25 protein-coding genes, 1 tRNA gene and 1 other RNA gene are annotated in these 24,669 nt (G+C 66.4%); 18 read left to right on the top strand and 9 right to left on the bottom strand.

Translation table 11 applies throughout. The annotated features are described in order from the left end of the window. The first annotated feature begins 71 nt into the window (after positions 1-71). Together J1C52_RS03840 and J1C52_RS03835 are read left to right on the top strand one after the other, a co-directional pair. Entirely contained in the window at positions 72-941 is an 870-nt protein-coding gene (locus tag J1C52_RS03840) for an RNA polymerase factor sigma-32 (protein WP_227426601.1), read from the top strand. 49 nt (positions 942-990) lie between these two features. Beyond that, positions 991-1,368 (top strand): VanZ family protein, encoded by a 378-nt coding sequence (locus J1C52_RS03835; protein ID WP_227426600.1) that lies wholly within the window; start codon positions 991-993, stop codon positions 1,366-1,368. Here J1C52_RS03835 and J1C52_RS03830 read toward each other — a convergent pair. Beyond that, a complete protein-coding gene (locus J1C52_RS03830) occupies positions 1,324-2,211 on the bottom strand; it encodes a DUF2125 domain-containing protein (RefSeq protein WP_227426599.1) in 888 nt (295 codons plus the stop codon). The two genes, J1C52_RS03835 and J1C52_RS03830, sit on opposite strands and share 45 nt — an antisense overlap. Before the next feature lie 64 nt (positions 2,212-2,275). Here J1C52_RS03830 and J1C52_RS03825 point away from each other — a divergent pair, with 64 nt between their 5' ends. Beyond that, on the top strand, positions 2,276-2,812 hold the full coding sequence (locus J1C52_RS03825) for a gamma-glutamylcyclotransferase (RefSeq protein ID WP_227426598.1): 537 nt from the start codon (positions 2,276-2,278) through the stop codon (positions 2,810-2,812). 8 nt (positions 2,813-2,820) lie between these two features. Here the strand turns inward: J1C52_RS03825 and J1C52_RS03820 are convergent, their stop codons facing one another. Both J1C52_RS03820 and J1C52_RS03815 read right to left on the bottom strand, forming a co-directional pair. After that, on the bottom strand, positions 2,821-3,615 hold the full coding sequence (locus J1C52_RS03820) for an inositol monophosphatase family protein (RefSeq protein ID WP_227426597.1): 795 nt from the start codon (positions 3,613-3,615) through the stop codon (positions 2,821-2,823). Between the two features lie 65 nt (positions 3,616-3,680). Then, complete coding sequence (locus J1C52_RS03815; protein ID WP_227426596.1) at positions 3,681-4,769, bottom strand: ABC transporter ATP-binding protein; 1,089 nt, start codon at positions 4,767-4,769, stop codon at positions 3,681-3,683. 176 nt (positions 4,770-4,945) lie between these two features. Between J1C52_RS03815 and deoC the strand changes: the two genes are divergently transcribed. Then, complete coding sequence (gene deoC / locus J1C52_RS03810) at positions 4,946-5,890, top strand: deoxyribose-phosphate aldolase (RefSeq protein WP_227426668.1); 945 nt, start codon at positions 4,946-4,948, stop codon at positions 5,888-5,890. A gap of 9 nt (positions 5,891-5,899) precedes the next feature. Continuing rightward, positions 5,900-8,182, top strand: a complete 2,283-nt coding sequence (locus J1C52_RS03805) for an aldehyde dehydrogenase family protein (RefSeq protein ID WP_227426595.1) — start codon at positions 5,900-5,902, stop codon at positions 8,180-8,182. A gap of 51 nt (positions 8,183-8,233) precedes the next feature. Here J1C52_RS03805 and J1C52_RS03800 read toward each other — a convergent pair whose 3' ends face one another. Both J1C52_RS03800 and J1C52_RS03795 read right to left on the bottom strand, forming a co-directional pair. After that, entirely contained in the window at positions 8,234-8,968 is a 735-nt protein-coding gene (locus tag J1C52_RS03800; RefSeq protein WP_227426594.1) for a dienelactone hydrolase family protein, read from the bottom strand. A 48-nt stretch (positions 8,969-9,016) separates the two neighbouring features. Further along, positions 9,017-10,045: an alpha/beta hydrolase family protein gene (locus J1C52_RS03795; RefSeq protein ID WP_227426593.1), complete on the bottom strand. Its 1,029-nt coding sequence runs from the start codon at positions 10,043-10,045 to the stop codon at positions 9,017-9,019. 117 nt (positions 10,046-10,162) lie between these two features. Here J1C52_RS03795 and J1C52_RS03790 point away from each other — a divergent pair, with 117 nt between their 5' ends. Then, the gene (locus J1C52_RS03790; protein WP_227426592.1) at positions 10,163-11,152 is read left to right on the top strand and encodes a helix-turn-helix domain-containing protein; all 990 of its coding nucleotides are present in this window, start codon (positions 10,163-10,165) and stop codon (positions 11,150-11,152) included. Here J1C52_RS03790 and J1C52_RS03785 read toward each other — a convergent pair. Continuing rightward, entirely contained in the window at positions 11,149-11,778 is a 630-nt protein-coding gene (locus J1C52_RS03785) for a GcrA family cell cycle regulator (RefSeq protein ID WP_227426591.1), read from the bottom strand. The two genes, J1C52_RS03790 and J1C52_RS03785, sit on opposite strands and share 4 nt — an antisense overlap. 125 nt (positions 11,779-11,903) lie before the next feature. Between J1C52_RS03785 and J1C52_RS03780 the strand changes: the two genes are divergently transcribed. Then, positions 11,904-12,713, top strand: a complete 810-nt coding sequence (locus tag J1C52_RS03780; protein ID WP_227426590.1) for an ABC transporter permease — start codon at positions 11,904-11,906, stop codon at positions 12,711-12,713. A gap of 53 nt (positions 12,714-12,766) precedes the next feature. Beyond that, a complete protein-coding gene (locus tag J1C52_RS03775; RefSeq protein ID WP_227426589.1) occupies positions 12,767-13,165 on the top strand; it encodes a c-type cytochrome in 399 nt (132 codons plus the stop codon). Positions 13,166-13,197: 32 nt separating this feature from the next. On the opposite strand, the gene ggt is transcribed toward J1C52_RS03775, so the two are convergent. Beyond that, positions 13,198-14,991, bottom strand: a complete 1,794-nt coding sequence (gene ggt / locus J1C52_RS03770) for a gamma-glutamyltransferase (RefSeq protein ID WP_227426588.1) — start codon at positions 14,989-14,991, stop codon at positions 13,198-13,200. A 97-nt stretch (positions 14,992-15,088) separates the two neighbouring features. After that, positions 15,089-15,187: signal recognition particle sRNA small type (gene ffs, locus J1C52_RS03765), an RNA gene on the bottom strand. Between the two features lie 103 nt (positions 15,188-15,290). Between ffs and J1C52_RS03760 the strand changes: the two genes are divergently transcribed. Further along, positions 15,291-15,911: a TetR/AcrR family transcriptional regulator gene (locus tag J1C52_RS03760; protein ID WP_227426587.1), complete on the top strand. Its 621-nt coding sequence runs from the start codon at positions 15,291-15,293 to the stop codon at positions 15,909-15,911. A gap of 105 nt (positions 15,912-16,016) precedes the next feature. On the opposite strand, the gene J1C52_RS03755 is transcribed toward J1C52_RS03760, so the two are convergent. Beyond that, positions 16,017-16,091: transfer RNA gene (locus J1C52_RS03755), tRNA-Thr, on the bottom strand. Positions 16,092-16,176: 85 nt separating this feature from the next. Between J1C52_RS03755 and J1C52_RS03750 the strand changes: the two genes are divergently transcribed. The 9 genes from J1C52_RS03750 to J1C52_RS03710 all read left to right on the top strand — a co-directional run bounded on the left by J1C52_RS03750 (position 16,177) and on the right by J1C52_RS03710 (position 24,663). Next, the gene (locus J1C52_RS03750; protein WP_227426586.1) at positions 16,177-16,380 is read left to right on the top strand and encodes a hypothetical protein; all 204 of its coding nucleotides are present in this window, start codon (positions 16,177-16,179) and stop codon (positions 16,378-16,380) included. A 15-nt stretch (positions 16,381-16,395) separates the two neighbouring features. Next, positions 16,396-17,664: a UDP-N-acetylglucosamine 1-carboxyvinyltransferase gene (gene murA / locus J1C52_RS03745; protein WP_227426585.1), complete on the top strand. Its 1,269-nt coding sequence runs from the start codon at positions 16,396-16,398 to the stop codon at positions 17,662-17,664. Beyond that, a complete protein-coding gene (locus J1C52_RS03740; RefSeq protein ID WP_227426584.1) occupies positions 17,661-18,140 on the top strand; it encodes a DUF2948 family protein in 480 nt (159 codons plus the stop codon). Before murA ends, J1C52_RS03740 begins: the two co-directional genes overlap by 4 nt. 9 nt (positions 18,141-18,149) lie before the next feature. Then, positions 18,150-19,451, top strand: coding sequence for a histidinol dehydrogenase (hisD, locus tag J1C52_RS03735; protein ID WP_227426583.1), 1,302 nt, complete (start codon positions 18,150-18,152; stop codon positions 19,449-19,451). Positions 19,452-19,568: 117 nt separating this feature from the next. Next, positions 19,569-20,252 (top strand): haloacid dehalogenase type II, encoded by a 684-nt coding sequence (locus J1C52_RS03730; RefSeq protein ID WP_227426582.1) that lies wholly within the window; start codon positions 19,569-19,571, stop codon positions 20,250-20,252. A gap of 1 nt (position 20,253) precedes the next feature. Beyond that, positions 20,254-21,072, top strand: coding sequence for an alpha/beta fold hydrolase (locus tag J1C52_RS03725; RefSeq protein ID WP_227426581.1), 819 nt, complete (start codon positions 20,254-20,256; stop codon positions 21,070-21,072). After that, a complete protein-coding gene (locus J1C52_RS03720) occupies positions 21,051-22,043 on the top strand; it encodes a threonine ammonia-lyase (RefSeq protein ID WP_227426580.1) in 993 nt (330 codons plus the stop codon). The genes J1C52_RS03725 and J1C52_RS03720 overlap by 22 nt, the downstream gene beginning before the upstream one ends. Next, the gene (gene pcaD / locus J1C52_RS03715) at positions 22,024-22,869 is read left to right on the top strand and encodes a 3-oxoadipate enol-lactonase (RefSeq protein WP_227426579.1); all 846 of its coding nucleotides are present in this window, start codon (positions 22,024-22,026) and stop codon (positions 22,867-22,869) included. The genes J1C52_RS03720 and pcaD overlap by 20 nt, the downstream gene beginning before the upstream one ends. Before the next feature lie 60 nt (positions 22,870-22,929). Continuing rightward, the gene (locus J1C52_RS03710; protein ID WP_227426578.1) at positions 22,930-24,663 is read left to right on the top strand and encodes a DNA polymerase III subunit gamma/tau; all 1,734 of its coding nucleotides are present in this window, start codon (positions 22,930-22,932) and stop codon (positions 24,661-24,663) included. Positions 24,664-24,669 lie beyond the last annotated feature (6 nt).

The raw sequence follows: 24,669 nt of genomic DNA, 5'->3' as shown, positions 1-24,669 counted from the left end.
GACAAGTCTGCCGGATAAGTGGTAGCGACTCGATATAGTTTCGAAACGCTACCATAAGGGAGATGACCGATATGTCCGCCGCCACATCTGCTCGTGACCCTTTCACCAGCCGGTTCATTCGCAACGCGATGGCGCAGGATATGCTGGATGTCGAAACCGAACACGCGTTGGCGCTGGCATGGCGCGACAAGCGTGACGAGGCCGCGCTGCACAAGTTGATTACCGCCTATACCCGGCTGGCCGTGTCGGTTGCGGGGCGGTTTCGGCGCTATGGCTTTCCGCTGGATGACCTGATCCAGCAGGGGAATCTGGGCCTGATGCGCGCGGCAGAGAAATACGACCCCGAAAACGGCGCGCGCTTCTCGACCTATGCGGCATGGTGGATTCGGGCGTCGATGCAGGAATATGTCATGCGCAACTGGTCGGTGGTGCGCACCGCCACCAACGCCGCGCAAAAGAAGCTGTTTTTCCACCTGCGCCGGACGCTGGCCAAGATGGAGGACGGAGAGATCCGCACTGAAGCCTTGTCATCCTCGGTCGCGCGTGCGCTGGATGTGCCCGAGGAACAGGTGCAGATCATGCTGGGGCGCATGTCGGGGCACGATCTGTCGCTGAACACCCCGCAATCGGGCAGCGAGGACGGGCGCGACTGGATGGATGCCATCGCCGATGACACCGCACCCACCGAAGAGCGCGTGCTGGGCGATCTGGAAGACCGCCGCCGCCGCAAACTGCTGTATGGCGCGGTGCAAACCCTGCCAGAGCGCGAGCAACGCATCATCGTCGAGCGGCATCTGAGCGACAGCCCCCGCACGCTGGCAGAGATCGGCGCGGATCTGGGCATTTCCAAGGAGCGCGTGCGCCAGTTGGAAGAGCGCGCGCTAGAGCGTGTCACGCGCCTTGTGCGCACAAGCGCGTCGCCGGCGGCGCTTTCGGCTTGACCTTGGGGGCGCGGGGCGGGACATCTGCCCCAAACCCCGGAGGCCCGATTTGACCCGTTCCGCCCTGATTGGATGCGCCCTGTCGCTTGTGCTGGCCGCGATCGTGACCAGCCTGCTGCTGATGCCCGCGCTGCCCGGAAAACCCTTTCCGGTGCCGTTCTTCGACAAATTCGTTCATGCCTCCATGTTTTTCAGCGTAGCCTTGCCCGCCATGCTGGGCCTGCCTGCGCGGTGGGCTTGGGGCGTCTGGGCGGTCGTGGTGGCGTTCAGCGGCGTGACGGAACTGTTGCAGCCGGGTTTCGGGCGCAGCGCGGAATGGGCCGATCTGGCGGCGAATGCGTTGGGCGCGGCGCTGGCCGTTTTGGCGGCGCGCAGGCTGCGGCTACAGGCGGCCAAGGTCCAGAAGCGGGATCGGGCCAAGGCTTAGGATCGACCCTGTCACGGCAAGCGGCAGGGTCAGCGTGTCGCCATCGCTCATGCCTTGCGCCATCATCATCACCAAAGGCGCCTGGTCTGGCGGCAGCGCCCCGCTTTGGGCAAGCGCGGCCATGATGGGTTGCCAGTTGGTGATGCTCAGCGACAGCGCGCCACCCCACAAGCCATCGCTGCGGCGGGTCAGGGTGCCCGCAAGTTCTGCTGTCGAGGGGCCGCTGACGAAGCGCGCGTCACGCAGCTCGATTTCTGCCAAGGTGCCGGGCGCGGTCAGGCGCAACGGGATCGCATAGCTCAGGTGCGCGCGCAAGCTGGCATTGTCCAGCCTCTGGCCCAATGGGGCCATCGTCAGCCCCGTCATGTCCAGCGCCAGCGCGTAGTTCTCCGCTGCCTCTGCCCGGTCCAGCCGCAGTGCCAGCGTGTCGAGCGTTGCCGCGAGCGGCCCGCTCAAGCGTATGTCTTGGCCGTCGAGTGCGGCGCTTTCCACTGCTAGCCCGGTCGAGAGTGCGACGGCCACCGGCATATCCGCGCCGTCCAGCCGCCACTCCGCGCCGCGCCGCGCGATAGTCTGCTCTCCCGACACCGTGCCTTGGGCAGAGAAGGGCCAATAACTGGGCACCGAAAGCGCCGCCCAATCGGCGCGCCAGCCGCGCGCGGGCAGGGCGGGGGCGTCCAGCCGCAGATCGAATGCGCTGGGAAAGCCCGACACCTCCAGCGCCTGTATTTCGACCCCGCGCGGGGCCAGATGCGCGGGGGTCGCGCGCAACAGCGCAGCCGCGCCGAACCACCAGCCGCAGAACAGCGCGCCCAGACCCAATCCCCAGATAATCGCGCGCATCAGCCCCCCTTTTGACCTTGGCCCGAATCCTCTCTACACCGCCAGAGGTGACAGGAGCCAGACCATGCCCGACACGTTATGGATTTTCGGTTACGGATCGCTGATCTGGAACCCCGGTTTTGCCCATGGCCAAACCCGCATCGCGCGGCTGGAAGGGTATGAGCGCAGCTTCTGCATGCGCTCGATCCACCATCGCGGCACGCCCGACGCGCCGGGGCTTGTGCTGGCGCTGGACGAGGGGCCGGGCGCTTGCGAGGGGCTGGCCTTCGAGGTCGATGGCCGCATCGCAGAGGAAACGCTGGAATACCTGCGCGCGCGCGAGCTGATCTCGGCCGCCTATCTGGAACGGGTGGTGTCGATCACCTTGGATGGCGGGGAAGCGGTGCAAGCCGTGACCTATGTCATCGACCGCGCACATGAGCAATATTGCGGCGGTCTGCCCTTGGAAGAGCAGGCGCAGATCATCGCCCGCGCGGTCGGCGGGCGCGGTGCGAACCGCGACTACCTTGTGAACACTGCGCGCCATCTGACCGATCTGGGCCTGCGCGACCCCGATCTGGATTGGCTGGCGGCGCGGGTAGATGCGCTGTCCAACGCCTGACGCGGCCCTTACGCGGGCCGCTTGCGCAGTGTCTTGGTGAAACGCTCGAAAATCTCGGCATTGGCGGCGATGATCTCGCCGCGGTCGAAAATGCCTTCGCCCTCGCGGATGGGGCCGGTAAAGCCGCCCGCCTCGCGCACCAGAAGCATCCCGGCGGCCATGTCCCATGGCTGCAATTCGCGCTCCCAGAACCCATCGAACCGGCCCGCGGCCACATAGGCCAGGTCCAGCGACGCCGCCCCCCATTGCCGCACACCGGCACTGGCGGGGGTCACTTGGGCCAAATCGTGCAACATCGCGGGCAGGGTGCGTTTCGCGCCAAAGGGAATGCCGGTTGCGAACACGCATTCGGACATCGTGCCCCGGTTCGACACGCGCAGGCGAGTGCCGTTCATGAATGCGCCCGCGCCTTTCTCGGCGATGAACATCTCGTCTTTCGCTGGGTCGAACACCACGCCCGCAACGATCTCGCCCTTGAATTCCAGCGCGATGGATACGGCCCAATGCGGCATCCCGTGCAGGAAATTCGTGGTGCCGTCCAGCGGGTCCACGATCCAGCGGCGGGTGGGGTCTTTGCCCTCTACGGGGGCCGATTCCTCGCCCAGCCAGCCGTAATTGGGGCGCGCTTCGGTCAGGATTTCGCGGATCGCGGCCTCGACCGCCGTATCGGCGCGGCTGACGAAATCGCCCGCCGATTTCGCGGAAGCCTGCAAGTTCTCGACCTCGCGGAAATCCTTGACCAGCATCCGGCCCGCCTTGCGCGCGGCCTGGATCATGACGTTGAGATTTGCGCTGCCTTGCATGGTGATCGCTCCGGGCTATCTGGGTCAGCGCGCGCCTTACACCGGCTGCGCCGGGAAGGAAAGCCTTATGCCAGCGGCACGACGCAATCGCAGATGCGCAGGCGCACGCGCTGGCCCACCTCGATCGTCGCGCCCGCGCCGGAAATGACCTGCATGCAGCGCTCGCCTTCCTGCACCCAGTAAAGCTGGTCATGGCCCCGGAATTCGCGCCCCACGACCGATGCCGGGCCATTGGGGTCGGCTTCCAGCATGATCTGTTCGGGCCGCACCGACAGCGTGACCGCGCCATTGGCCGCGCGCGACAGGGGCAGGTTGCCGAATTCGGTGGTCACTTCCATGCCGTTCGCGTTGCCCGTCAGCAGGTTCGAGCGCCCGATGAAGGACGCGACAAAGGCCGATACCGGGTAGCGGTAAATCTCGTCCGGGGTGCCGATCTGGACAATGCGCCCCGCTTCCATCACCGCAATGCGGTCGGCGACCGCCATCGCCTCTTCCTGGTCATGGGTCACGATAATGCCGGCCGCGCCCGTGGCTTTCAGCAATTTGCGCACCTCTTGGCGGGTTTCCACCCGCATCGCGGCATCGAGGTTCGAGAAGGGTTCGTCCATCAGCACAAGGGGCGGGGCCATGGCAAGCGTGCGCGCCAGCGCCACGCGCTGTTGCTGGCCGCCCGACAATTCATGCGGGCGGCGCTTGGCCAGCCCGTCCAGCCCGACAAGGCGCAGCATCTCATGCGCGCGGGCTTCGGCCTCGGCGCGTTTCAGCTTGCGCAGGCCGAATTTCACGTTGTCCAGAACGGTCAGATGCGGAAAGAGCGCGTAATCCTGGAACACGAAGCCAATGCCGCGCGCTTCGGGCGTGGCATGGGTGATGTCCTTGTCGCGCAGCAGGATGCGGCCTTCATCCGGTTCCTCGAACCCGCCGATCATGCGCAGCGTGGTGGTCTTGCCGCAGCCGGACGGGCCCAAGAGCGCCAGCATCTCACCCTCGCCCAACGAAAAGCTGGCGCGTTCCACCGCCGGCGCTTCGCCCGCCGTGAAATGCTTGCGCAGGCGGTCGACCGATAGAAGCACCTTTTGCGGTGCTGGACGAAAACCCGTCGGCGTCGCCTCTGCCGGCATCTTGAAGCTGAGCGATTTCGGCAATGTGTTCATGGCCCATTCCCTTCGCGGCTGGTGAAACCCAAGCGCAGTTGTCGGATATGCCCAATGCGCGCCCACGTCAACTGTTGCACGCTGGCGCAAGGTCAAGCGCGGGGCTTGGGCAAATGGGCATTGCCCGTGCTGGCCTGCGCGGCCATAGTGGGGCAAAGATGACCGACAGGCACCAGATGGACCACCCGCAAAACCCCGCCACCACGCTGAACACGGACGCCTTTCGCGCCGTCAACCGCCCCGCCGCCGAGCGGCGCGCGGCGTCGCTGGTCGCGCGTCGCTCGATCAAGGGCGCGCATCAGGCGGCGTGGCTTTTGAACGCGATTGCCTGCATGGACCTGACGACGCTGGCGGGCGATGACACGCCCGACCGCGTGCGCCGCCTGTGCGCCAAGGCGCGCCGTCCCTTGGCCGATCATATCGTGGCCGGGTTGGGGTTGGCGGAGATGCCCAGAACGGGCGCGGTTTGCGTCTATCCCACCATGGTTGCAACGGCGGTGCAGGCGTTGGATGGCACGGGCATTCCCGTGGCCTCTGTCGCCACGGGCTTTCCGGCGGGGCTGATGCCCCTGGACCTGCGCTTGGCGGAAATTCGCTACGCGGTGGAGCAGGGCGCGGAAGAGATCGACATCGTCATCACCCGCGCGCATGTGCTGGGGGGCAACTGGTCGGCGCTTTATGACGAGATTGCCGCCATGAAAGAGGCCTGCGGCGCGGCCCATATGAAAGCGATCCTTGCGACCGGCGATCTGGGCACGCTGACGAATGTCTACGCGGCCTCCATGGTCGCCATGCAGGCGGGGGCGGATTTCATCAAGACCTCGACCGGGAAAGAGGGCGTGAACGCCACCTTGCCCGTGGGCCTGACCATGTGCCGCGCGATCCGCGACCATGGCGATGCCACGGGTAATATCGTGGGGTTCAAACCTGCGGGCGGCATGAAAACCGCCAAGGACGCGCTGAACTGGCAGGTTCTGATGGCCGAGGAACTGGGCCGCGACTGGCTGCGACCGGGTCTGTTCCGTCTGGGCGCGTCTTCGATGCTCGCGGATATCGAGCGCCAGTTGGAACACCATGTCACAGGCCGCTACGCCGCCAGCCACCGCCACGCGCTGGCCTAAGAGGATACCATGCCGTCGATACCGGAGATTTTGGAAACCATGGCCTATGGTCCCGCCCCTGAAAGCGCCGCTGCCGCCCGCGAGTGGCTGACCCGCGCGCCCTTTGGCCTGTTCATCGGCGGTGATTTTACCGCGCCGGGCACGCTGTTCGACGTGCGCGACCCGGCGCGGGACGAGGGTCTGGCGCAGGTCACGCAAGCCAGTGACGCCGATGTGGATGCCGCCGTTCAGGCCGCACGCAAGGCGCAACCCGCGTGGGAGGCTGACCCCGCGCTGCGCGCCCGCGTGCTTTACGCCTTGGCGCGCCAAATCCAGAAACGCGAGCGGCTGTTCGCCGTGCTGGAAACGCTCGACAATGGCAAACCCATTCGGGAAACCCGCGACATCGACATCCCGCTGGTTGCGCGGCATTTCTACCATCACGCAGGTTGGGCCACGCTTCTGTCCGATGAATTCCCTGGTGCCCGCGCGCATGGCGTTTGCGGCCAGATCATCCCGTGGAACTTTCCGCTGCTGATGTTGGCGTGGAAAGTGGCCCCCGCTTTGGCGGCGGGCAATAGCGTCGTGCTGAAACCCGCCGAAGACACGCCGTTGACAGCGCTTTTGTTCGCCGAGATTTGCCTTGAAGCAGGGGTGCCGCCGGGCGTGGTGAATATCGTGACGGGCGACGGCGCGACGGGGGCGGCGCTGGTCGCGCATCCGGATGTGAACAAGATCGCCTTCACCGGCTCGACCGAGGTGGGCCAAGTCATCCGCCGCGCGACTGCCGGCTCTGGCAAGGCGCTGACGCTGGAATTGGGCGGCAAATCGCCCTTCATCGTGATGGCGGATGCCGATCTGGACGCTGCCGTTGAAGGGGTGGTCGATGCGGTCTGGTTCAACCAGGGCGAAGTTTGCTGTGCTGGCACCCGCATCTTGGTGGCCGAAAGCGTGGCAGAGACGTTCCGCAAGCGCCTGATTTCGCGCATGAAAACGCTGCGCGTGGGCGACCCGCTGGATAAATCGACCGACATTGGCGCAGTCGTCAGCCCGGCCCAACTGGCGCGCATCCGCGATCTGGTGGCCCAAGGGGTTGCGGCGGGTGCGGTCGTGCATGAGGGTACAGCCCCCGAGGGCTGCTTCTGCCCGCCGATCCTGCTGGATGAAGTGTCGCCCGCAAACCCCTGTGTTGCCGAGGAAATCTTTGGCCCCGTGGTCACGTTGCAGACCTTCCGCACGCCGCCCGAAGCGTTAGAGCTGGCGAATGCCACCCGTTACGGGCTGGCGGCCAGCATCTGGTCGGAAAACCTGACTGTTGCCATGGACTTGGCAGCACAAGTCAAAGCGGGCGTGGTCTGGATAAACGCAACCAACATGTTCGACGCAAACGCCCCCTTTGGCGGGATGCGCGCGTCGGGCTTCGGGCGCGAGGGCGCGCGCGAGGGGATGGCGGCCTATCTGCGCAAGGGCGACCCGGTGCAGGGCGCGGCCCCCGGCGTGATCGACCCGCTCCCCGGCAAGGGCACGCCCGATGGGCTGGACCGGACCCACAAGCTCTATATCGGCGGCGCGCAGAAACGCGCGGATGGCGGCGCAAGCTGGTCGGTTCTGTCAGGGGCCAAACGGCTGGGACATGCGCCCTTGGGCAACCGCAAGGATATCCGCAACGCCGTGGAAGCCGCCCACAAGGCCAGCGGCTGGGGCAAGATGAGCGGCCACCAGCGCGCGCAAGTGCTGTATTTCCTGGCCGAGACGCTCGACCACCACCGCGACGGGCTGGCGGCACTGGTGCCGATGGACGAGATCGACGCAAGCATTGCCCGCGTGATGTATTACGCCGCTTGGGCCGACAAGCTGTCGGGCGCGGTGCACAATACCCAAAGCGCCCATGTCACGCTGGCCATGCGCGAGCCCTTCGGCGTGATGGGCCTGATCTGCGCCGAGGAAGCGCCGCTTCTGGGCGCGCTGTCGCTGATCCTGCCCGCGATTGCGATGGGCAACCGCGTGGTGGTCGTGGCTTCGCAGGCCAACCCCTTGGCAGCGTTGGAACTTGGGCCGATGCTGGGCGCATCCGATGTGCCGGGCGGGGTGGTGAATATCGTCAGCGGGCCGGTGGCAGAGCTTGCGAAAGCGCTGGCGGGCCATGACGATGTGGCGGCCATTGCCTGCGCGCAGCCCACCGTGGCGCAGATTGTCGAGGCAGAGAGCGCGGGCAATTTGAAGCCGGTCTGGAACGCCCCCAAAGGCCAAGGGCGTGACTGGCTGGAGGCCATGGTGCAGGTCAAAACGATCTGGGTGCCTTACGGAGCGTAATCGCATGCCCGAACGGGGTAGGGTGCGTGCTGAGCACGCACCCTACGGCATTTAGAACCGCGCGGCGAGAAACTCGCGAAACGCCGCTTGCGCGCCGGCATTCGCCTCTGGATCCCAGTCGCCCGATGTGGGCACGGTGAAGGAGTGCCGCGCGCCGCCGAAGATGCGCGCCTCATGGGCCACGCCCGCTTCCTGCAATTCGTCCATCAGCGCGGCAAGATCCGCCATGCCCGACACCGGGTCGGCGGAGCCGTGCAGCACCAGAACCGGGGCGGGGGTGGCGCTGTAATCCTGCCCCTCTGGCGTGCCAAGCCCGCCGTGGAAGCTGACGAAACCCGCCATGTCCAGCCCCGCGCGCGCAGCTTCCAAAGCCGCCGCGCCGCCAAAGCAATAGCCCGCGATCACCATGGCGTCGGCACCTTCCAATGCGCCCGCGGCTTCGGCACCGGCGGCGATGCGCGCCCGGAATTCCTCGCGGTTGCCATAGAGCGCGCCGGTTTCGCGGCGGTAGTCGTCGATGCCTTCCAGCACCGCGTCGGTGCCAAACAGGTCCAACGCCACGGCCAGGTAGCCGTCTGCCGCTAGCGCATCGGCCTGCGCGCGTTCATGGTCGGTCAAGCCGTCCCAATCATGCACCAGCAGCACGGTGCCGCGCGGTGTGCCATCGGGCGTTGCGACATAGCCTTCGAAGCTGCGCTCGCCTTGGCTGTAGGGCAGCGGGTCGGCCAGTGCCGCGCCGCCCATGAGCGCCAGAATGGCGGTGGAGGCTGTCAATATGCGTGTCATCGTCTCTCCTTTCCCTGTTGCGTCATCTACAGGTAGCGCGCGGCTGGGCTAGTCCAGCCCAAGATGCGCGCGCATAGCGGTCAGAACCTGCGCGTGGATATCGGCGCGCAGGGCACCGTCGGGGTCTGTGCAGACCGGGTCATCCCCCTCGTCGCGCAGGATCGCGGCCCCTTGCGCGGTGCAGAGCGGCAGCACAGAGAAATGCGCGGCGGGTGCGATCTGGACCAGAGTGGCGCTTGGCAAAAGCGCGGTCAGATAACTGCCCTGCGCCGAGATATCGGTCGCGTCCAGCCGGTCCGTGCCCATGCCAAGCTGCACCAAGAGCGTGGGCACGCGCAGCCCCGCCGCGTCTTGTGCCGTCAGCCCATAGGTCAGGCCGGGGTCGATCGCGGCCACGCGCCCGATGCGGCTGTCGGAATGATCGCCATCCCAAAGTGCTGCGTCCAGTTGCGCCAGATCGACCCCGGCGCGGGCGATGTCGTCGCAATGCCGCGTGGGCTGCAGGGTGCAAGCGGCGGCATATCCGGCCAGATTGCCGCGCAGCCCGCCCAGCCCAAGCGCCGTCCAGCCACCATAGGAAAACCCGACTGCGGAAATGCGCTCGGGGTCCACCAATGGCCCGAACACGGGATCGGCCAGCAGGTGATCGAGGGCCAATCGCAGGTCTTGTGCCCGTGTCCAGTGGCGTAGCCCCGCCTGCATGTCGAAATCGCCGAAGCTGCTTTCCGGGTGGTTGACCGCCAGCACCAGCGCGCCTGCCTTGGCCAGCCCGGTCGCCAGCCAGCCGAGCGAGCGGTAATGCCCGCCCAGCCCATGCGACAGAAGCACCAGCGGATTGCGCCCCTCTGCGGGCGTTGCATCTATCGCGGCAAGGATCGGCTGGAAGACCGGGTTGCCGAAATGCGGCATGGGGATCGCCCCGGGCTGCGCGGGATACCACAGCGCATAGGCCATATCGCGGCCGTGATGTGGCGCGGGCATGTGACCTTCGCGCAGGCCCGCGATTTCGGCCAGTGACGCGATGGGCGCGACGGCCACGGCAAAGGAAAGGCAAAGGGTGGCAAGGCTATGGCGCATGATGGGGTCTCCGTGTGTTGCAGGATGCCTGCCTGCTCTAGCGTCGTCGCCAACCCGCGCGCGCCCTGAAACCGGTTTCAGCTTGAGCAAAACCGGTTTCAGCACTACCCAAACCGGATGGTGACGCTTCCGCTTCCACTGATTTCGGGCCTGATCCTGGGATTCCTGTTCCTGCGCATGGTGTTGGGGCAGGGGCGGCTGTCATGGCTGGCGGTGTTGGTGGGCGCGGTGGCGGTGCAAGCCGTGATCGTCGCGCTGGCACTGCATTACGGTCTGGCGCAGGCGCGCTTGGTGCAGCCGGTGTCGGCCATGGCCTTGCCCGCGCTTGCATGGTTGGGCTGGAAAGCTGATGGGCTAGGCCTGCGCCCCGGCGCGCGCGATGGGTGGCATCTGGCCGGGCCGCTCGTGGCGCTGGGGCTTCAGCTGCACGCCGCGCCACTCTTGGAAGGGGTGGTGCCGCTGGCCTATCTTGGCTATGCCGCCGCCTTGGCGTGGTCCATCTCTCGCAGCCAAGACGTGCCGCGCGGGCGGCTGTCTGATGCGGGCGCGCCGCGCCGGCTCTGGGCCGGTTTGGCTGGGGCGCTGGCGCTGTCGGCGGCAAGCGACCTGGTGATCGCCGGGGCGATCCTGTCGGGCCATGAGCAATTGGTGCCGCGGATCGTGGATCTGTTCACCGCAGCGCTTTTGCTGGGCGTGGGCCTGCTGGCGTTGGGGGCGTCGGCGGTCAGCACCGGGCCGTCGGACAGTGCCACGCCCGCACCCAGCGCCGAAGAGGCCGATCACGCACTCGTAGTGCGGCTGGAAGAGCATATGCGCCAGCGTCAGGCCTGGCGCGAGCCCGATCTGACGCTGGCGCAGCTTGCCCGCCGCTTGGGGGTGCCTGCCAAGCGCTTGTCAATCGCGGTCAATCTTGTGACCGGCGACAATATCTCGCGCTATGTGAACGGGTTTCGCGTAAAGGCGGCCTGCGACGCGCTTGCCGGTGGCGCGAACGCCACCGAGGCCATGTTCGACGCGGGCTTCGTGACCAAGTCGAATTTCAACCGCGAGTTTCGCCGTGTCACCGGACAGACGCCCACCGAATGGCGCGCCGCTCGCAAGTCTTAGCGCTTGCGGTCGCGCCGTGTGCTCATGGGCTGGAAGGCCACGGCGACATGCGCCTCGCAATAGGGTTTGCCGGCCTTGACCGGCAGACCGCAGAACCAGAAATCGCTGGTGGCCGGGTCGCCGATGGGCCATTTGCAGGTGCGCTCTGTCAGTTCCAGAAGCGACAGTTTCATCGCCGTCTTCTCGACCTCGCGCACGGTGGCCAGCGCTTCGGGGTCGATTTCATTGGCCGAGGGCTGCGGCGGCAAGGGCTGGCCCGCCGGGATGATCGGCTTGGGCGTATAGGTCGGGACGGGGTCTTCCTCGACCTCTGGCTCTGCCTTGGCGGCGGCGGGTTCGGGCTGCGGCGCGGGGGCGGCCTTGGGCTTGGGCTGGGCCGCGCGCTCTGCCTTGACCTGCGCCAGATCGACCACGCCAGGCGCCTTCTCTGGCGCGGCGGGGCTGGCGGGTTCCGGCTTGTCGCTACTGCTGTCCGGGCCGTTGCGGTTTGACAGGCCCAGACGGTGCACCTTGCCGATCACGGCATTGCGCGTGACGCCGCCCAGTTCCTTGGCGATCGTCGAGGCCGAATGCCCTTCGTTCCACATTTTCTTGAGCAGCTCGACCCGCTCATCCGTCCATGACATGGCAGACCCCTTGGAATTGTCTTGCCCCAAGTTTAGGGACAGACAGGTGAAATACAAGGCGCGCGGCCTAAATACAATGCGCGATCGGCGAAACCACAGGCCGCACGACCGGAAGGAGAGCAGAGATGGATGTAACAGGCTTTCGCGACATGGGCGCCCGCCGCTTCGGGCGCGTGAACTGGCTGGGTCTGAGGGCCTTGGCCAAGCGCGAGATCATGCGCTTTCTGGTGGTCTGGACCCAGACCCTTGCCGCGCCGCTGGTCACGGCGGGGTTGTTCCTTGCGGTGTTCACACTGGCCATCGGCCCCATGCGCGGAGAGGTGATGGGCGTGCCCTTCATCAGCTTCCTTGCGCCGGGTATCCTGATGATGACCATCATCCAGAACGCCTTTGCCAACACATCCTCGTCCATCGTCATCTCGAAGGTGCAGGGCAATATCGTCGACACGCTCATGCCGCCGCTGTCCCCGGCGGAACTGGTGCTGGGCTACATGGCCGGCGGCATCACGCGCGGGCTGATGGTGGGCGTGGTGATCCTGCTGGCCGAAGCGATCGTGCTGGGCGAGGGGATCGCCCACCCGGTCTGGCTGCTGGTCTTCGTCACGCTGGGGGCAGCACTTTTGTCGGCCATCGGCATCGCGGCGGGTATCTTGTCGAACAAGTTCGACCAGATCGCGGCGATCACCAATTTTATCGTGGTGCCGCTGTCGTTTCTGTCGGGCACCTTCTATTCCATCACCACGCTGCCGCCTTTCATGGCGGCGCTCAGCCAGGTGAACCCGGTTTTCTACCTGATCGACGGGGCGCGCTACGGGATGATCGGGCAATCCGATTCCTCGCCATGGTTGGGGCTTGTGGTGGTCACAGCCTCAGTCTTGGGCATGATGGCGCTGTGCTGGACGTGGTTTCGCAAAGGTTACCGGCTCAAGCCCTGATGGCGCTTGCACGGTTTGGGCAACCTGTTAGGGTTCGGGAGAAAGGCAGTCTTATGAAACCTGTTTTCCTTGCCCTGTGCGGTCTTGTCCTGTCCAGCGCGCCCGCGCTGGCCGATGAAAGCCTGTGGCGCGATTGCCGGACATGCCACCGGGTCGAAGCGCCCGATGGCACCGTTCTTGCGCGCGGGGGGCGGGCCGGGCCGAATCTTTATGGTGTGGCCGGGCGTGCGCTGGCGGGCGACAGCGAGTTTCGCCTGTATAGCCGCGATCTGGAAGCGGCGGCGCGCACGGGTGCGCGCTGGACGCGCGACAATTTCGTGGCCTACCTGGCCGGGCCGGACCAGTTCCTGCGCGCCATGACCGGGTCGGAGCTTGCGCAAAGCGGAATGCATGTGGCGCACCCGTCCGGCGGCGATGCGCTGTTTCGCTACCTGAGCGATTTGTCCAACTAGGGCAGGGCGGGGTATCCCCCGCCCGCTACAATTTAGTCGCCCAGCGCGATCCCCTCGCGGCGCGGATCGGCCCCGCCGCGCAAGCCCTCGCCAATGGCAATGGCTTGCAGGCCCGAGGTCAGCGCGGTGACGCGGGTCTGATAGCCCAGCTCTTGCAAGGGGGCTTCCAGATCAGCGGCCCATGTGCCCTCTTCCAGGCTATAAGTGCCGAAGGCGTTGACCAGATGCGGCATCGACACCGCCGCCTGCACATCCATCCCCCAATCCAGATGCGCGATGATGGCTTGCGCGGTGTAGCCTATGATCGTGGCCCCGCCGGGGCTGCCGATAGCCAGAACCGGCGCGCCATCCTGCAACACGATGGTCGGCGACATGGAAGAGCGCGGGCGTTTGCCCGGCTCCACCCGGTTGGCGATAGGATAGCCGCCGTCATGGGTGCGGAACGAGAAATCGGTCAGTTCATTGTTCAGCAGAAAGCCGCGCGTGAACAGCCGCGATCCGAAGCCGCTTTCGATGGTCGTGGTCATGGACAGCACGTTGCCATCGCCATCGACGATAGAGATATGCGAGGTCGCCGGTCGCTCGACCTTGCGGTCATCACCCCAGCGAATGGCGTGGTCCCAAGAAGGCTCGCCCGGTGCGACCTCTGGCAGCGCGTCGTCGCCGCGCAGTAACTCGGCCCGCCCCGCCAGATAGGCGCGGTCGGTCAGCCCCTTGACCGGCACCGGCACGAAATCGCTATCGGCCAGATAGCGGCCCCGGTCGGCAAAGGCGAGCCGCGTGGCGTCGCCCATCAGGCGGCGGGTTTCCACCGCTTGCGGGTCCATGCTGGGCAGGTCGAAATTCTCCAGCATCCCAAGGATCTGCGCGACGGCAACGGCCCCGGATGAAGGCGGCCCCATCCCGCAGACATCACGGCCGCGATAGGTATAGCAGACCGCCGGGCGTTCGATCACGCGGTAGCTGACCAGATCGGTCAGCGACAAAAGGCCCGGCAAGGCGTCGGTCCGGGTTGCGGCGACGATATCGGCGGCGATGTCGCCGGTGTAGAACGCGTTCGCCCCCTGCGCTGCGATCTGGCGCAGCGTGTCGGCATAGGCTGCGTTCACCAGCGTATCGCCCGCGGCAACTGGGGTGCCACCGGGCAGGAAATAGGCGGCTGTGGCCGGGAACACGGACAGGCTTTCCGCCGCGCCCGCGACCGAATCGGCCATGCGTGGCGAGACGGTGAAACCCCCTTCGGCCAGCATGATCGCATCGGTAAACAGCCCCGCCCAATTGGCGCGGCCCCAGCGGCGATGGGCGTCCTCCATCAGGCGCGGCGTGCCCGGCGTGCCGACAGAGCGGCCAGAGACGACGGCGGTGCGGAAATCCAGCGGTTCGCCGTTTTCATCCAGAAAATAACGCGGGTCAGCGGCCATCGGCGCGGTTTCGCGCCCGTCCAGCGTGGTCACTTCGCCCGTGGCCGCGTCGTACCAGACAAGGAACGCGCCACCGCCAAGGCCAGAGGATTGCGGCTCTACCAGCCCAAGGACGGCCTGCACGGCGACCATGGCATCGGCGGCGCTGCCGCCCGCGCGCAAGACCTTTGTGCCCGCCTCGACCGCCAAGGGGTTGGCGGCGGCGACCATCCAGTTTTCCGCCGTCACGCTCTCGCCTGCCGCTTTCGCGGCGAGGGCGGCTTGGCCGGCCTCTGACAGGCCGGGAAAAGCGGCCGCGACATCGGTCGCGATTTCGGGCGCGACCATGTCGGAACTTTGCTGCGCAAGCGCGGGCAGGGCAAGCGCCAAAGCCGCGAAAGCGGTGCCGAGAAATACCCGTGTCATCGTAATCCTCCATTGCCACGGCGCGGGCGCGCCGGAATGCAACCAAGGGTAGCGCGGCTTTCGCGCGCCTGTCACGGATTTTATGGGGATGGGAACAAGGTGAGAGACTGGACAGCGACCCGAACGGAAAATGCTGCGGCTGCTTCCTTCCGGACCTGACCGGGTTGGCAAGGCGTTCGCCCGCGCCAGCCTCTCGACCGCTCACTTAGTCAGTTCGCGGGCGCTATGCAAGCCTTGGCCTTGGCCCGATGCTGCAAAACCCGTTTTCCCTTGGCCGATTTCCCCGGTAAAGAAACAGCATGAGCAAACGCGGCTACCATCATGGCAATCTGAAACAGGCGCTGGTCGAGGCCGCGCTGAAGCTGATTGCCGAGCGGGGGCCGCAGGGCTTTACCATGGCAGAGGCCGCGAAGCTTGCCGATGTGTCGGCGGCGGCACCCTACCGCCATTTCACCGGGCGCGACGACCTGATTACCGAACTGGCGGTGCAGGGGTTCGAGCTGTTCGCGGATGTGCTGGAATACGCCTACAAGGATGGCCAGCCCTCGCCCTTGGCCGCGTTCGAGGCGGTGGGCCGCGCCTATCTGGCCTTTGCCCGCGCGCATCCGGGACATTACGTGGCCATGTTCGAATCGGGCCTCTCGCCGCGCGCGACGGCGGCGCTGGCGGCAGCTTCCTCGCGCGCGAATGCGGTGCTGTTGCGTGCGGCGGGCGATCTGTCGGCGCGCATCCCCGCCGACAAGCGCCCCCCCACAGAGATGTTCGCGGCCCATGTCAGCGCCATGAGCCACGGGATCGTCGAGCTTTATGCCCGCGGCGCACCGGGTGCGCGCGCGCCGTTCTCGCCAGAAGACCTGCTGGAATCGGGGATCGGGATATACCTGCGGGGACTTGGGTTGCTCGACCGCGACGACTGCTGACCCTGCGCCGGGCTTGACTCGGCGCCTCGCGGCCAACATGGCCAACCGCAAGGCGCCGGGTCACGCCCGGCGCAGGTGGCGCGCAGTGTCATGTCTGGGAAGAACTGGTGCTGCTGGACAGGATTGAACTGTCGACCTCTCCCTTACCAAGGGAGTGCTCTACCACTGAGCTACAGCAGCAGCATGGCGCGCTGAGTAGTCCGAAATTTTCGGGGGTGCAACCCCTATCTGGACGCATTTTCAATCTTGGGCTAACAGTTTTTCCATGACCAGCCGCACGCCTCGTTTTTCGCCCCGGACCGCGTCCGATACCGCGCCCAAGTCACAGGCCGCACGCGATCCGCGTGCCGAACGGTTGAAAGCCGCGATGAAAGCGAATATCGCCAAGCGCAAGGCGCAGGCGCGCGCGCGGGGGGCACAATCTGCTTCTGGCGCGGACGCAAATGACAACGCAGACAAGCAAGCGTAACGAGGGGCAGAGCACATGGATTCGATCGTCGTCAAGGGCAATGGCCCGCTCAATGGGCAAATCCCCATCGCGGGCGCGAAGAACGCTTGCCTGACGCTGATGCCCGCCACGCTTCTGACCGACCAGCCGCTGACGCTGACCAATGCGCCGCGCCTGTCGGATATCCGCACGATGACCGACCTTCTGGAATCGCTCGGCGCAGAGGTCGCGGGCTTGCAGGACGGGCAGGTTCTGGCGCTGTCCAGCCACGATCTGACCAGCCACCGCGCCGATTACGACATCGTGCGCAAGATGCGCGCGTCGATCCTTGTTCTGGGTCCGATGCTGGCGCGCGACGGCCATGCGGTCGTGTCGCTGCCCGGTGGCTGCGCCATCGGCGCGCGGCCCGTGGACCTGCATCTACGCGCGCTGGAAGCGCTTGGGGCGGAACTGGACCTGCGCGACGGCTATGTGCATGCGAAAGCTCCGGGCGGGCTGAAAGGCGCGCGGTTCGAATTTCCCGTCGTGTCTGTCGGGGCCACGGAAAACGCGCTGATGGCGGCCACCTTGGCCAAGGGCACCACGATTCTGGAAAACGCCGCGCGCGAGCCGGAAATCGTGGACCTTGCGCAGTGCCTGAAGCGCATGGGCGCACAGATAGAGGGCGAGGGGACATCAACCCTCACCATCACCGGCGTAAACAGCCTTGGCGGGGCCACGCACCCGGTTGTCACCGACCGGATCGAGCTGGGCACCTACATGCTGGCCCCTGCCATCGCGGGCGGGTCGGTCGAATGCCTTGGCGGGCGTCTGGACCTTGTGCAGGCTTTTGTCGACAAGCTGGAACAGGCGGGGGTCGAGGTGGTGGAAACCGCGCGCGGCTTGAAGGTCACGCGCCAAGTGGACCGTTTGCGCGCGGTCAGTGTCACGACCGAACCTTTCCCCGGTTTTCCGACCGATTTGCAGGCGCAATTCATGGCTGCGATGTGCACCGCCGACGGCGTGTCGGTGCTGGAAGAAAAGATTTTCGAGAATCGCTTCATGCACGCGCCGGAGCTGATGCGCATGGGCGCAAAGATCGACGTGCAGGGCGGCACCGCGCGCGTCACCGGCGTGCCCAAGCTGCGCGGTGCGCCTGTGATGGCGACCGATCTGCGGGCCTCTGTCTCGCTCATCCTGGCGGGCTTGGCGGCCGAAGGGGAAACCACCGTCGCCCGCGTCTACCACCTGGATCGCGGGTATGAGCGCGTGGAGGAAAAACTGGGCGCCTGCGGCGCGATGATCGAACGGGTATACGGCAAATGACCGAAGACGCGCGGTTCGAGGATGGGGCAGAGCGCCCGCTGCGGCTGTCCGCGCTCGATGCCGAGGATCTGCGCGTCATCTCGGCGCTTGTGCAGGATGCGGTTCTGACCGGGCCGGACATGACCTATGACGCTGCGCGCCGCCGCTTTGCGCTGCTGCTCAACCGTTTTCGCTGGGAAGACCGCGACCGCGCTGCGCGCGCGGGCGATTACGAGCGGGTGCGCGCGCTTCTGGTCGTGCATGACGTGTTGGCCGTGGCCCGTCAGGGCATCGACCCGACCGACCGTGACGCGGTCTTGTCGCTTCTGGCGGCAGAATTCACCCCCGGCCCGGACGGCACGGGAGAGATCACGCTTGTCTTCGCGGGGGACGGGGCGATCAAACTGTCGGTTGAATGCGTGGATGTCGTGCTATCTGACGTCACGCGCCCCTACCGCGCGCCCGCGCGCCGCGCACCAGACCACAAGATCGAATAGGACGGGACCATGCCTGTTTTCCTGAACGCCACCGCGCCCGATTTCGAGGCGTCGTTCACGGCCCTTTTGTCGGCCAAGCGCGAAGAGGCGGTCGATGTCGATGACACGGTCGCCGCCATCATCGCCGATGTGCGCGCGCGTGGCGATGCCGCCGTGATCGAGTTGACCGCGCGTTTCGACAAGCTGGATCTGACGCCGGAAACGCTTGCGTTTTCGCCTGAAGAAATTGCCGCCGAAGTGGCCAAAGTGCCAAGCGATGAGCGCGCGGCGCTGGAACTGGCCGCCGAACGCATCCGCGCCTATCACGCGCGCCAACGTCCCGCCGATGCGCGCTGGACGGATGACACCGGCGCGGAACTGGGCTGGCGCTGGGGTCCGGTCGCGGCGGCGGGCCTTTATGTGCCGGGCGGGCTGGCCAGCTATCCTTCCTCGGTCCTGATGAACGCGATCCCGGCGCAGGTCGCGGGCGTGGAGCGTCTGGTCATCTGCGCGCCCACGCCGGGCGGGGTGGTCAACCCGCTGGTGCTGCTGGCGGCGCAGATCGCGGGGGTGGATACCGTCTACCGCATCGGCGGCGCGCAGGCCGTGGCGGCCATGGCCTATGGGACCGAAACCATTGCGCCCGTGGACAAGATCACCGGGCCGGGCAATGCCTATGTCGCAGCCGCCAAACGCCGGGTCTTCGGGCGCGTGGGCATCGACATGATCGCGGGGCCGTCCGAAATTCTGGTCATTGCAGATGCCGATAACGACCCCGACTGGATCGCGCTGGACCTGCTGTCTCAGGCCGAACATGACGAGAGCGCGCAATCCATCCTGATTACGACCGACGAAGCCTTTGGCCGTGCCGTGGCCGCAGCGGTGGACAAACGTCTGGAAACGCTGGAACGCCGCGCCATCGCCGGCCCAAGCTGGCGCGATTATGGCGCGGTGATCGTGGTGCAGGATCTGGCGCAGGCGGCAGCGCTGTCGGACCGCATTGCGCCCGAACATCTGGAACTGTGCGTGGCCGACCCCGAAGCGCTTTTGCACCAGATCAAGCACGCGGGCGCGGTTTTCCTTGGCCACTGGACGCCAGAGGCGATTGGCGACTATGTGGGCGGTCCGAACCATGTTCTGCCGACCGCGCGCTCTGCACGGTTCTCGTCGGGTCTGTCGGTTCTGGATTTCATGAAACGCACCACGCTTGCGCGCATGACGCCCGAAGCGCTGGCCGCCATCGGCCCCGCTGCCGAGCGGTTGGCGATCAGCGAAAGCCTTGAAGCGCATGGGCTGAGCGTGCGGGCGCGACTGGACAAGTTGAACCGCTGACCGGGCCGCGCTGTCCTTGGGCCGCGTCACGCCACGAGTATTTGTAGCAAGATGAAGGGCAGGGCTTTCCTTGCCCCCGATGCCGTGCCAAGTTTCGCCCATAGCAGAGGGAATGCCATGGCCAAACTCGCCGTATTCGATGCCTATGGGACATTGTTCGACGTGGACGCCGCCGCGCGCATGGCTGCGACCGAGCCGGGGGCCGGTGCCTTGGCCCAGCATTGGCCGCGCCTGTCCGCCGATTGGCGGCGCAAGCAGTTGGAATATACATGGCTGCGCTCCTTGGCGGGGGCCTATGCCGATTTCTGGCAAGTCACCCAAGACGCGCTGGATTGGTCGCTGGACGCGGCGGGGCTAGAGGATGCGGCCCTGCGCGCGCGGCTTCTGGACCTCTATCGTCGTTTGGCTACCTTCGAGGAAGTGCCCGAGGTGCTGCGCGCCATGCAAGCCAAGGGCATCCGCCTTGCGATCCTGTCGAACGGAAGCCGCGATATGCTGGCAGAGGCCGTTGCCTCTGCGGGGCTGGAGGGCGTGTTCGACGCGGTCCTGTCGGTCGATGAGGTCGGCGTCTTCAAACCCGCGCCCGCGGTTTACGACATGGTCGGCGCGCGCTTTGGCACCGCCCCCGCCGATGTCTTGTTCGTGTCGTCCAACGGGTGGGACATCTGTTCGGGCGCGGCCTACGGGTTTCGCACGTTGTGGGTGAATCGCGCAGGCGCGCCCATGGACCGCCTGCATGGCGCGCCCAATGCCGAAGCGCGTGACCTGCGCGCGTTGCCCGACATGATCGGGGGCGCGTGACATGCCGTTTTTCACCGCAGGCGACGGGGCAGAGCTGCATTACACCGACGAAGGCCATGGCCGCCCGCTTCTGTGCCTGTCGGGGCTGACGCGCAATGGCAGCGATTTCGACTATCTGGCCCCGCATCTGCCGCCCTTGCGGCTGATAAGGCTGGATTATCGCGGGCGGGGCAAATCGGACTGGACCGGCGCGGCGACCTATACCGTCACGCAGGAGGGCGCCGATGTTCTGGCGCTGCTGGACCATCTGGGGTTGGAGCAGGTGGCGATCCTTGGCACCTCGCGCGGGGGGCTGATCGGCATGTATCTGGCCGCCATCGCCAAGGACCGGCTGCGCGGGCTGTGCCTGAACGACATCGGCCCGGTCATAGAAGCCAAGGGTCTCGACAAGATCGACATCTATATCGGGCGCAACCCTTCGGCCCATAGCTATGGAGAGGCGGCGCTGGCGCTCGCGCGCGCCATGCCGGAATTCGACGCGCCCGCGAGCCGATGGGCGGCAGAGGCGCGCAAGCATTTCGTGAAAACCGACCAAGGCTTGCAGATCAACTATGACCCCGCGCTGCGCGACGCCTATCTGGCCGCGCGCGCCGGTGGGGCGGGCGATCTGTGGTCGATGTTCCATGCCTGCGAAGGGCTGCCCATGGCCTGCATTCGCGGCGCAACCTCGACGCTTCTCAGCAGCGCGACCTTGGCCGAGATGATGCGCCACCGCCCGGATATGGTGGTCGAAGAAGTGCCGGGGCGCGGGCATGTGCCCTTCTTGGACGAACCCGAATCGTTGCGCGCGATCAACACATGGCTGGGGATGTGCCTGTGACGCCCGATCTGATCCTTGCGGCCGAAGCGCGCCTTGCAGGCCACGCGCGGGTGACGCCGCTTTTGTCCTCGCCCTTTCTGGATGCCGTTGCGGGGCGGCGCGTTCTGGTCAAGGCCGAGTGCCTGCAACATACCGGCAGCTTCAAGTATCGCGGCGCGCGCGCGGCCCTGTCGGCCTTGCCAGAGGGCACGGAGGGCGTGCTCGCGCTGTCATCGGGCAACCATGCGCAGGGCGTGGCACTGGCCGCGCGCGAATTGGGGCTGAAGGCGGTCATCCTGATGCCGTCGGACGCGCCGCGCATCAAGCTGGACAATACCGCCGCCTTGGGGGCAGAGGTCGTGACCTATGACCGCGCCACCACCGACCGCGATGCCTTGGCCGCCGAGATGGCCCACGCGCGGGGGCTGGAACTGATCCACCCGTTCGACAACCGCCACGTCATCGCCGGGCAAGGAACCGTGGGGCTGGAGATTGCCGCCCAGACCGATACGCGCGGGGCCGATGTGCTGGTCTGCTGCGGCGGGGGCGGGTTGACGGCGGGCGTCGCGCTGGCGCTGGAAGCGCGCGCGCCGGGGCTGCGCGTGCGGCCGGTGGAACCCGAAGGCTTTGACGATGTGGCGCGCTCGCTTCGGGCCGGACAGATCACCCCGAACGCGGCGCGTCCGGGCCTGTGCGACGCGATCCTGACGCAAGCGCCGGGGCAGTTGACCTTTCCCATCTTGCAGCGGCTTTGCGGCCCCGGTCTGGTGGTCAGCGACGCGCAGGCGCTGGCCGCCATGGCACTGGCCTATGAGCGGCTGAAATTGGTTCTGGAACCGGGCGGCGCTGTGGCGCTTGCGGCAGCGCTGTTCCTGCCCGACGCGGTCGAGGGCGACACGGTCATCGCGGTCGCCACAGGTGGCAATGTGGACCGTGACATATTCCTGCGCGCGCTGAACAATGGAGGGGCAGATGCCCATAGCCCGGCTTGACGGCGTCGATATTCATTACGAACTGACCGGCCCCGAAGACGGGCTGCCCCTGGTGTTGTCGAACTCTCTGGGCTGCACGCTTGCGATGTGGGATCCGCTTTTGCCGCATCTGCCCGAGGGCCTGCGCATCCTGCGCTATGACCGGCGCGGGCATGGGCGCTCAAGCGTTCCGCCCGCGCCCTATTCCATGGGCCAGCTTGTGCGCGATACCGAACAGCTTCTGGACCATCTGGCGCTTGGGCCTTGCGTTTTCCTTGGCCTGAGCATTGGTGGTATGGTGGCGCAGGGGCTGGCGGTCAAACGGCCAGACCTGTTCCGTGCGCTGATCCTGTCGAACACGGCCGCGCGCATTGCGACCACCGCCATTTGGCAAGAACGCGCCAAGACCGCCCGCGAGCAGGGGCTAGAGGCGCTGGCCGACGCGACCATGGCGCGCTGGTTCACCGCGACTTTCCGCGCCACGCCCGATTTTGCGCGCTGGCGGGAGATGTTCTGCGCCACCCCGGTCGAAGGCTGGGTGGGCTGCGCGCAGGCCATCGCGGGCACCGATTTCTACACCACCACCGCCACGTTGCACCTGCCCGTGCTGGGCATTGCCGGCGACCGCGACGGGTCCACCCCGCCTGATCTGGTGCGCGAAACGATCGACCTTATCCCCGGTGCCGAATTCGCGCTGTTGCGCCCGGCGGGGCATCTGCCCCATGTTGAAAAGCCCGCCGATTATGCCACAGCAGTCACGGATTTCCTGACCCGGCACCAGCTTCATCTTGGCAAAGCCGCGCCCTGTTGTGGCGGCAGTCATGGGTCACACGGCCCGCAGGCGTGAATCGGCGTTTCCCTTGGCAAGCGCGCGCGCTAGACTAGGGCGAAACCAGACAGGACAGGCATGAGCGAACAATACCAGGTTCTGGCGCGCAAATACCGCCCCGAGAGTTTTGCCGACCTGATCGGCCAAGACGCGATGGTGCGCACCCTGCGCAATGCCTTTGCCGCCGACCGCATCCATCACGCCTTCATCATGACGGGCATTCGCGGAACGGGCAAAACCACCACCGCGCGGATCATCGCCAAGGGGCTGAACTGCATCGGGCCGGACGGGCAGGGCGGGCCGACCACGGAACCCTGCGGGCAATGCGAACACTGCCGCGCCATCATCGAAGGGCGCCATGTCGATGTGATGGAGATGGACGCGGCCTCGCGCACCGGCGTGGGCGATATTCGCGAGATCATCGACAGCGTGGCCTATCGCGCGGCCTCTGCCCGCTACAAGATATACATCATCGACGAAGTGCACATGCTGTCGAACAGCGCCTTCAACGCGCTGCTAAAAACGCTGGAAGAGCCGCCCGCGCATGTGAAATTCATCTTCGCCACGACCGAGATTCGCAAGGTGCCGGTGACGGTTCTGTCACGCTGCCAGCGCTTCGATCTGCGCCGCATCGAACCCGAGGTGATGATCGCGCATCTGGACCGCGTGGCAAAGGCCGAAGGCGGGCAGGTGGCAGCGGATGCGCTGGCGCTGATTACCCGCGCCGCCGAAGGATCGGTGCGCGATGCGATGTCGCTTCTGGACCAGGCCATCAGCCACGGCGCGGGCGAAACCACCGCCGACCAGGTGCGCGCCATGCTGGGGCTGGCCGACCGCGCACGGGTGCTGGACCTGTTCGACCATATCATGCGGGGCGACGCGGGCGCGGCGCTGTCGGAACTGGCCGCGCAATATGCCGACGGGGCCGACCCGATGGCGGTGCTGCGCGATCTGGCGGAAATCACCCATTGGCTGAGCGTGACGCAAATCACGCCAGAGGCGGGCGATGACCCGACCATCAGCCCCGAAGAACGCGACCGGGGTGCGGCGATGGCAGCCGCGCTGCCCATGCGGGTGCTGACGCGGACATGGCAGATGCTGCTGAAAGCCTTGGAGGAAGTCGCCAGCGCACCCAATGCCATGATGGCGGCGGAAATGGCGATCATCCGCCTGACTCATGTGGCCGACCTGCCCAGCCCCGAAGAGATCTTGCGCAAATGGCACGACCAGACCCCGCCCAGTGGCGGCGGTGGCGCGCCCGCCCCTCGGGGTGCTCCTGTGGGTGGCGGCGGCAGCCCGCGCGCCATGTCGGGCGGGTCCGCACACGGTCCGCAAGCAGCGCTCGCAGGGGCCGCGCCCGCACTGTCCGAATATCCCGATTTTGACAGTGTCGTGGCGCTTATCCGTGCGCGGCGCGATATGACGCTTCTGGTAGAGGTCGAAACCTACCTGCGCCTTGTGCGCTACAGCCCCGGCCGGATCGAGTTTCAACCGACCGAAGACGCCCCCGCCGATCTCGCGCAACGCCTTGGCGCGCGGTTGCAAGGTTGGACGGGCGCACGCTGGGGCGTGTCCGTGACCAATACGGGCGGCGGCGCGACCTTGGCCGAAGCGCGCGCCCAGCAGCAAAGCGCCGACGAAGAAAAAGCCATGCAAAACAGCCTTGTGATGGCGGTTCTTGACGCGTTCCCAAAGGCAAGGATCGCCGAGATCCGACCCCTTGCCACCGCCGAAGAGCAAGCAGCGTCAGACGCGCTGCCAGAAGTGGAAGACGAATTCGACCCCGATTGGGATCCGTTTGAAGACACATGAAGAAAG

Source organism: Roseibaca sp. Y0-43, from assembly GCF_020667835.1.
Lineage (GTDB): Bacteria > Pseudomonadota > Alphaproteobacteria > Rhodobacterales > Rhodobacteraceae > Roseinatronobacter.
This window is presented reverse-complemented; position numbering and strand designations above follow the sequence as displayed.

Coding starts and splice junctions, on each gene's coding strand:
- J1C52_RS03840 (WP_227426601.1), top strand. CDS start 72: ATGTCCGCCGCCACATCTGCTCGTGACCCTTTCACCAGCCGGTTCATT.
- J1C52_RS03830 (WP_227426599.1), bottom strand. CDS start 2,211: ATGCGCGCGATTATCTGGGGATTGGGTCTGGGCGCGCTGTTCTGCGGC.
- J1C52_RS03825 (WP_227426598.1), top strand. CDS start 2,276: ATGCCCGACACGTTATGGATTTTCGGTTACGGATCGCTGATCTGGAAC.
- J1C52_RS03820 (WP_227426597.1), bottom strand. CDS start 3,615: ATGCAAGGCAGCGCAAATCTCAACGTCATGATCCAGGCCGCGCGCAAG.
- J1C52_RS03815 (WP_227426596.1), bottom strand. CDS start 4,769: ATGAACACATTGCCGAAATCGCTCAGCTTCAAGATGCCGGCAGAGGCG.
- deoC (WP_227426668.1), top strand. CDS start 4,946: ATGGACCACCCGCAAAACCCCGCCACCACGCTGAACACGGACGCCTTT.
- J1C52_RS03805 (WP_227426595.1), top strand. CDS start 5,900: ATGCCGTCGATACCGGAGATTTTGGAAACCATGGCCTATGGTCCCGCC.
- J1C52_RS03800 (WP_227426594.1), bottom strand. CDS start 8,968: ATGACACGCATATTGACAGCCTCCACCGCCATTCTGGCGCTCATGGGC.
- J1C52_RS03795 (WP_227426593.1), bottom strand. CDS start 10,045: ATGCGCCATAGCCTTGCCACCCTTTGCCTTTCCTTTGCCGTGGCCGTC.
- J1C52_RS03790 (WP_227426592.1), top strand. CDS start 10,163: ATGGTGACGCTTCCGCTTCCACTGATTTCGGGCCTGATCCTGGGATTC.
- J1C52_RS03785 (WP_227426591.1), bottom strand. CDS start 11,778: ATGTCATGGACGGATGAGCGGGTCGAGCTGCTCAAGAAAATGTGGAAC.
- J1C52_RS03780 (WP_227426590.1), top strand. CDS start 11,904: ATGGATGTAACAGGCTTTCGCGACATGGGCGCCCGCCGCTTCGGGCGC.
- J1C52_RS03775 (WP_227426589.1), top strand. CDS start 12,767: ATGAAACCTGTTTTCCTTGCCCTGTGCGGTCTTGTCCTGTCCAGCGCG.
- ggt (WP_227426588.1), bottom strand. CDS start 14,991: ATGACACGGGTATTTCTCGGCACCGCTTTCGCGGCTTTGGCGCTTGCC.
- J1C52_RS03760 (WP_227426587.1), top strand. CDS start 15,291: ATGAGCAAACGCGGCTACCATCATGGCAATCTGAAACAGGCGCTGGTC.
- J1C52_RS03750 (WP_227426586.1), top strand. CDS start 16,177: ATGACCAGCCGCACGCCTCGTTTTTCGCCCCGGACCGCGTCCGATACC.
- murA (WP_227426585.1), top strand. CDS start 16,396: ATGGATTCGATCGTCGTCAAGGGCAATGGCCCGCTCAATGGGCAAATC.
- J1C52_RS03740 (WP_227426584.1), top strand. CDS start 17,661: ATGACCGAAGACGCGCGGTTCGAGGATGGGGCAGAGCGCCCGCTGCGG.
- hisD (WP_227426583.1), top strand. CDS start 18,150: ATGCCTGTTTTCCTGAACGCCACCGCGCCCGATTTCGAGGCGTCGTTC.
- J1C52_RS03730 (WP_227426582.1), top strand. CDS start 19,569: ATGGCCAAACTCGCCGTATTCGATGCCTATGGGACATTGTTCGACGTG.
- J1C52_RS03725 (WP_227426581.1), top strand. CDS start 20,254: ATGCCGTTTTTCACCGCAGGCGACGGGGCAGAGCTGCATTACACCGAC.
- J1C52_RS03720 (WP_227426580.1), top strand. CDS start 21,051: ATGGCTGGGGATGTGCCTGTGACGCCCGATCTGATCCTTGCGGCCGAA.
- pcaD (WP_227426579.1), top strand. CDS start 22,024: ATGCCCATAGCCCGGCTTGACGGCGTCGATATTCATTACGAACTGACC.
- J1C52_RS03710 (WP_227426578.1), top strand. CDS start 22,930: ATGAGCGAACAATACCAGGTTCTGGCGCGCAAATACCGCCCCGAGAGT.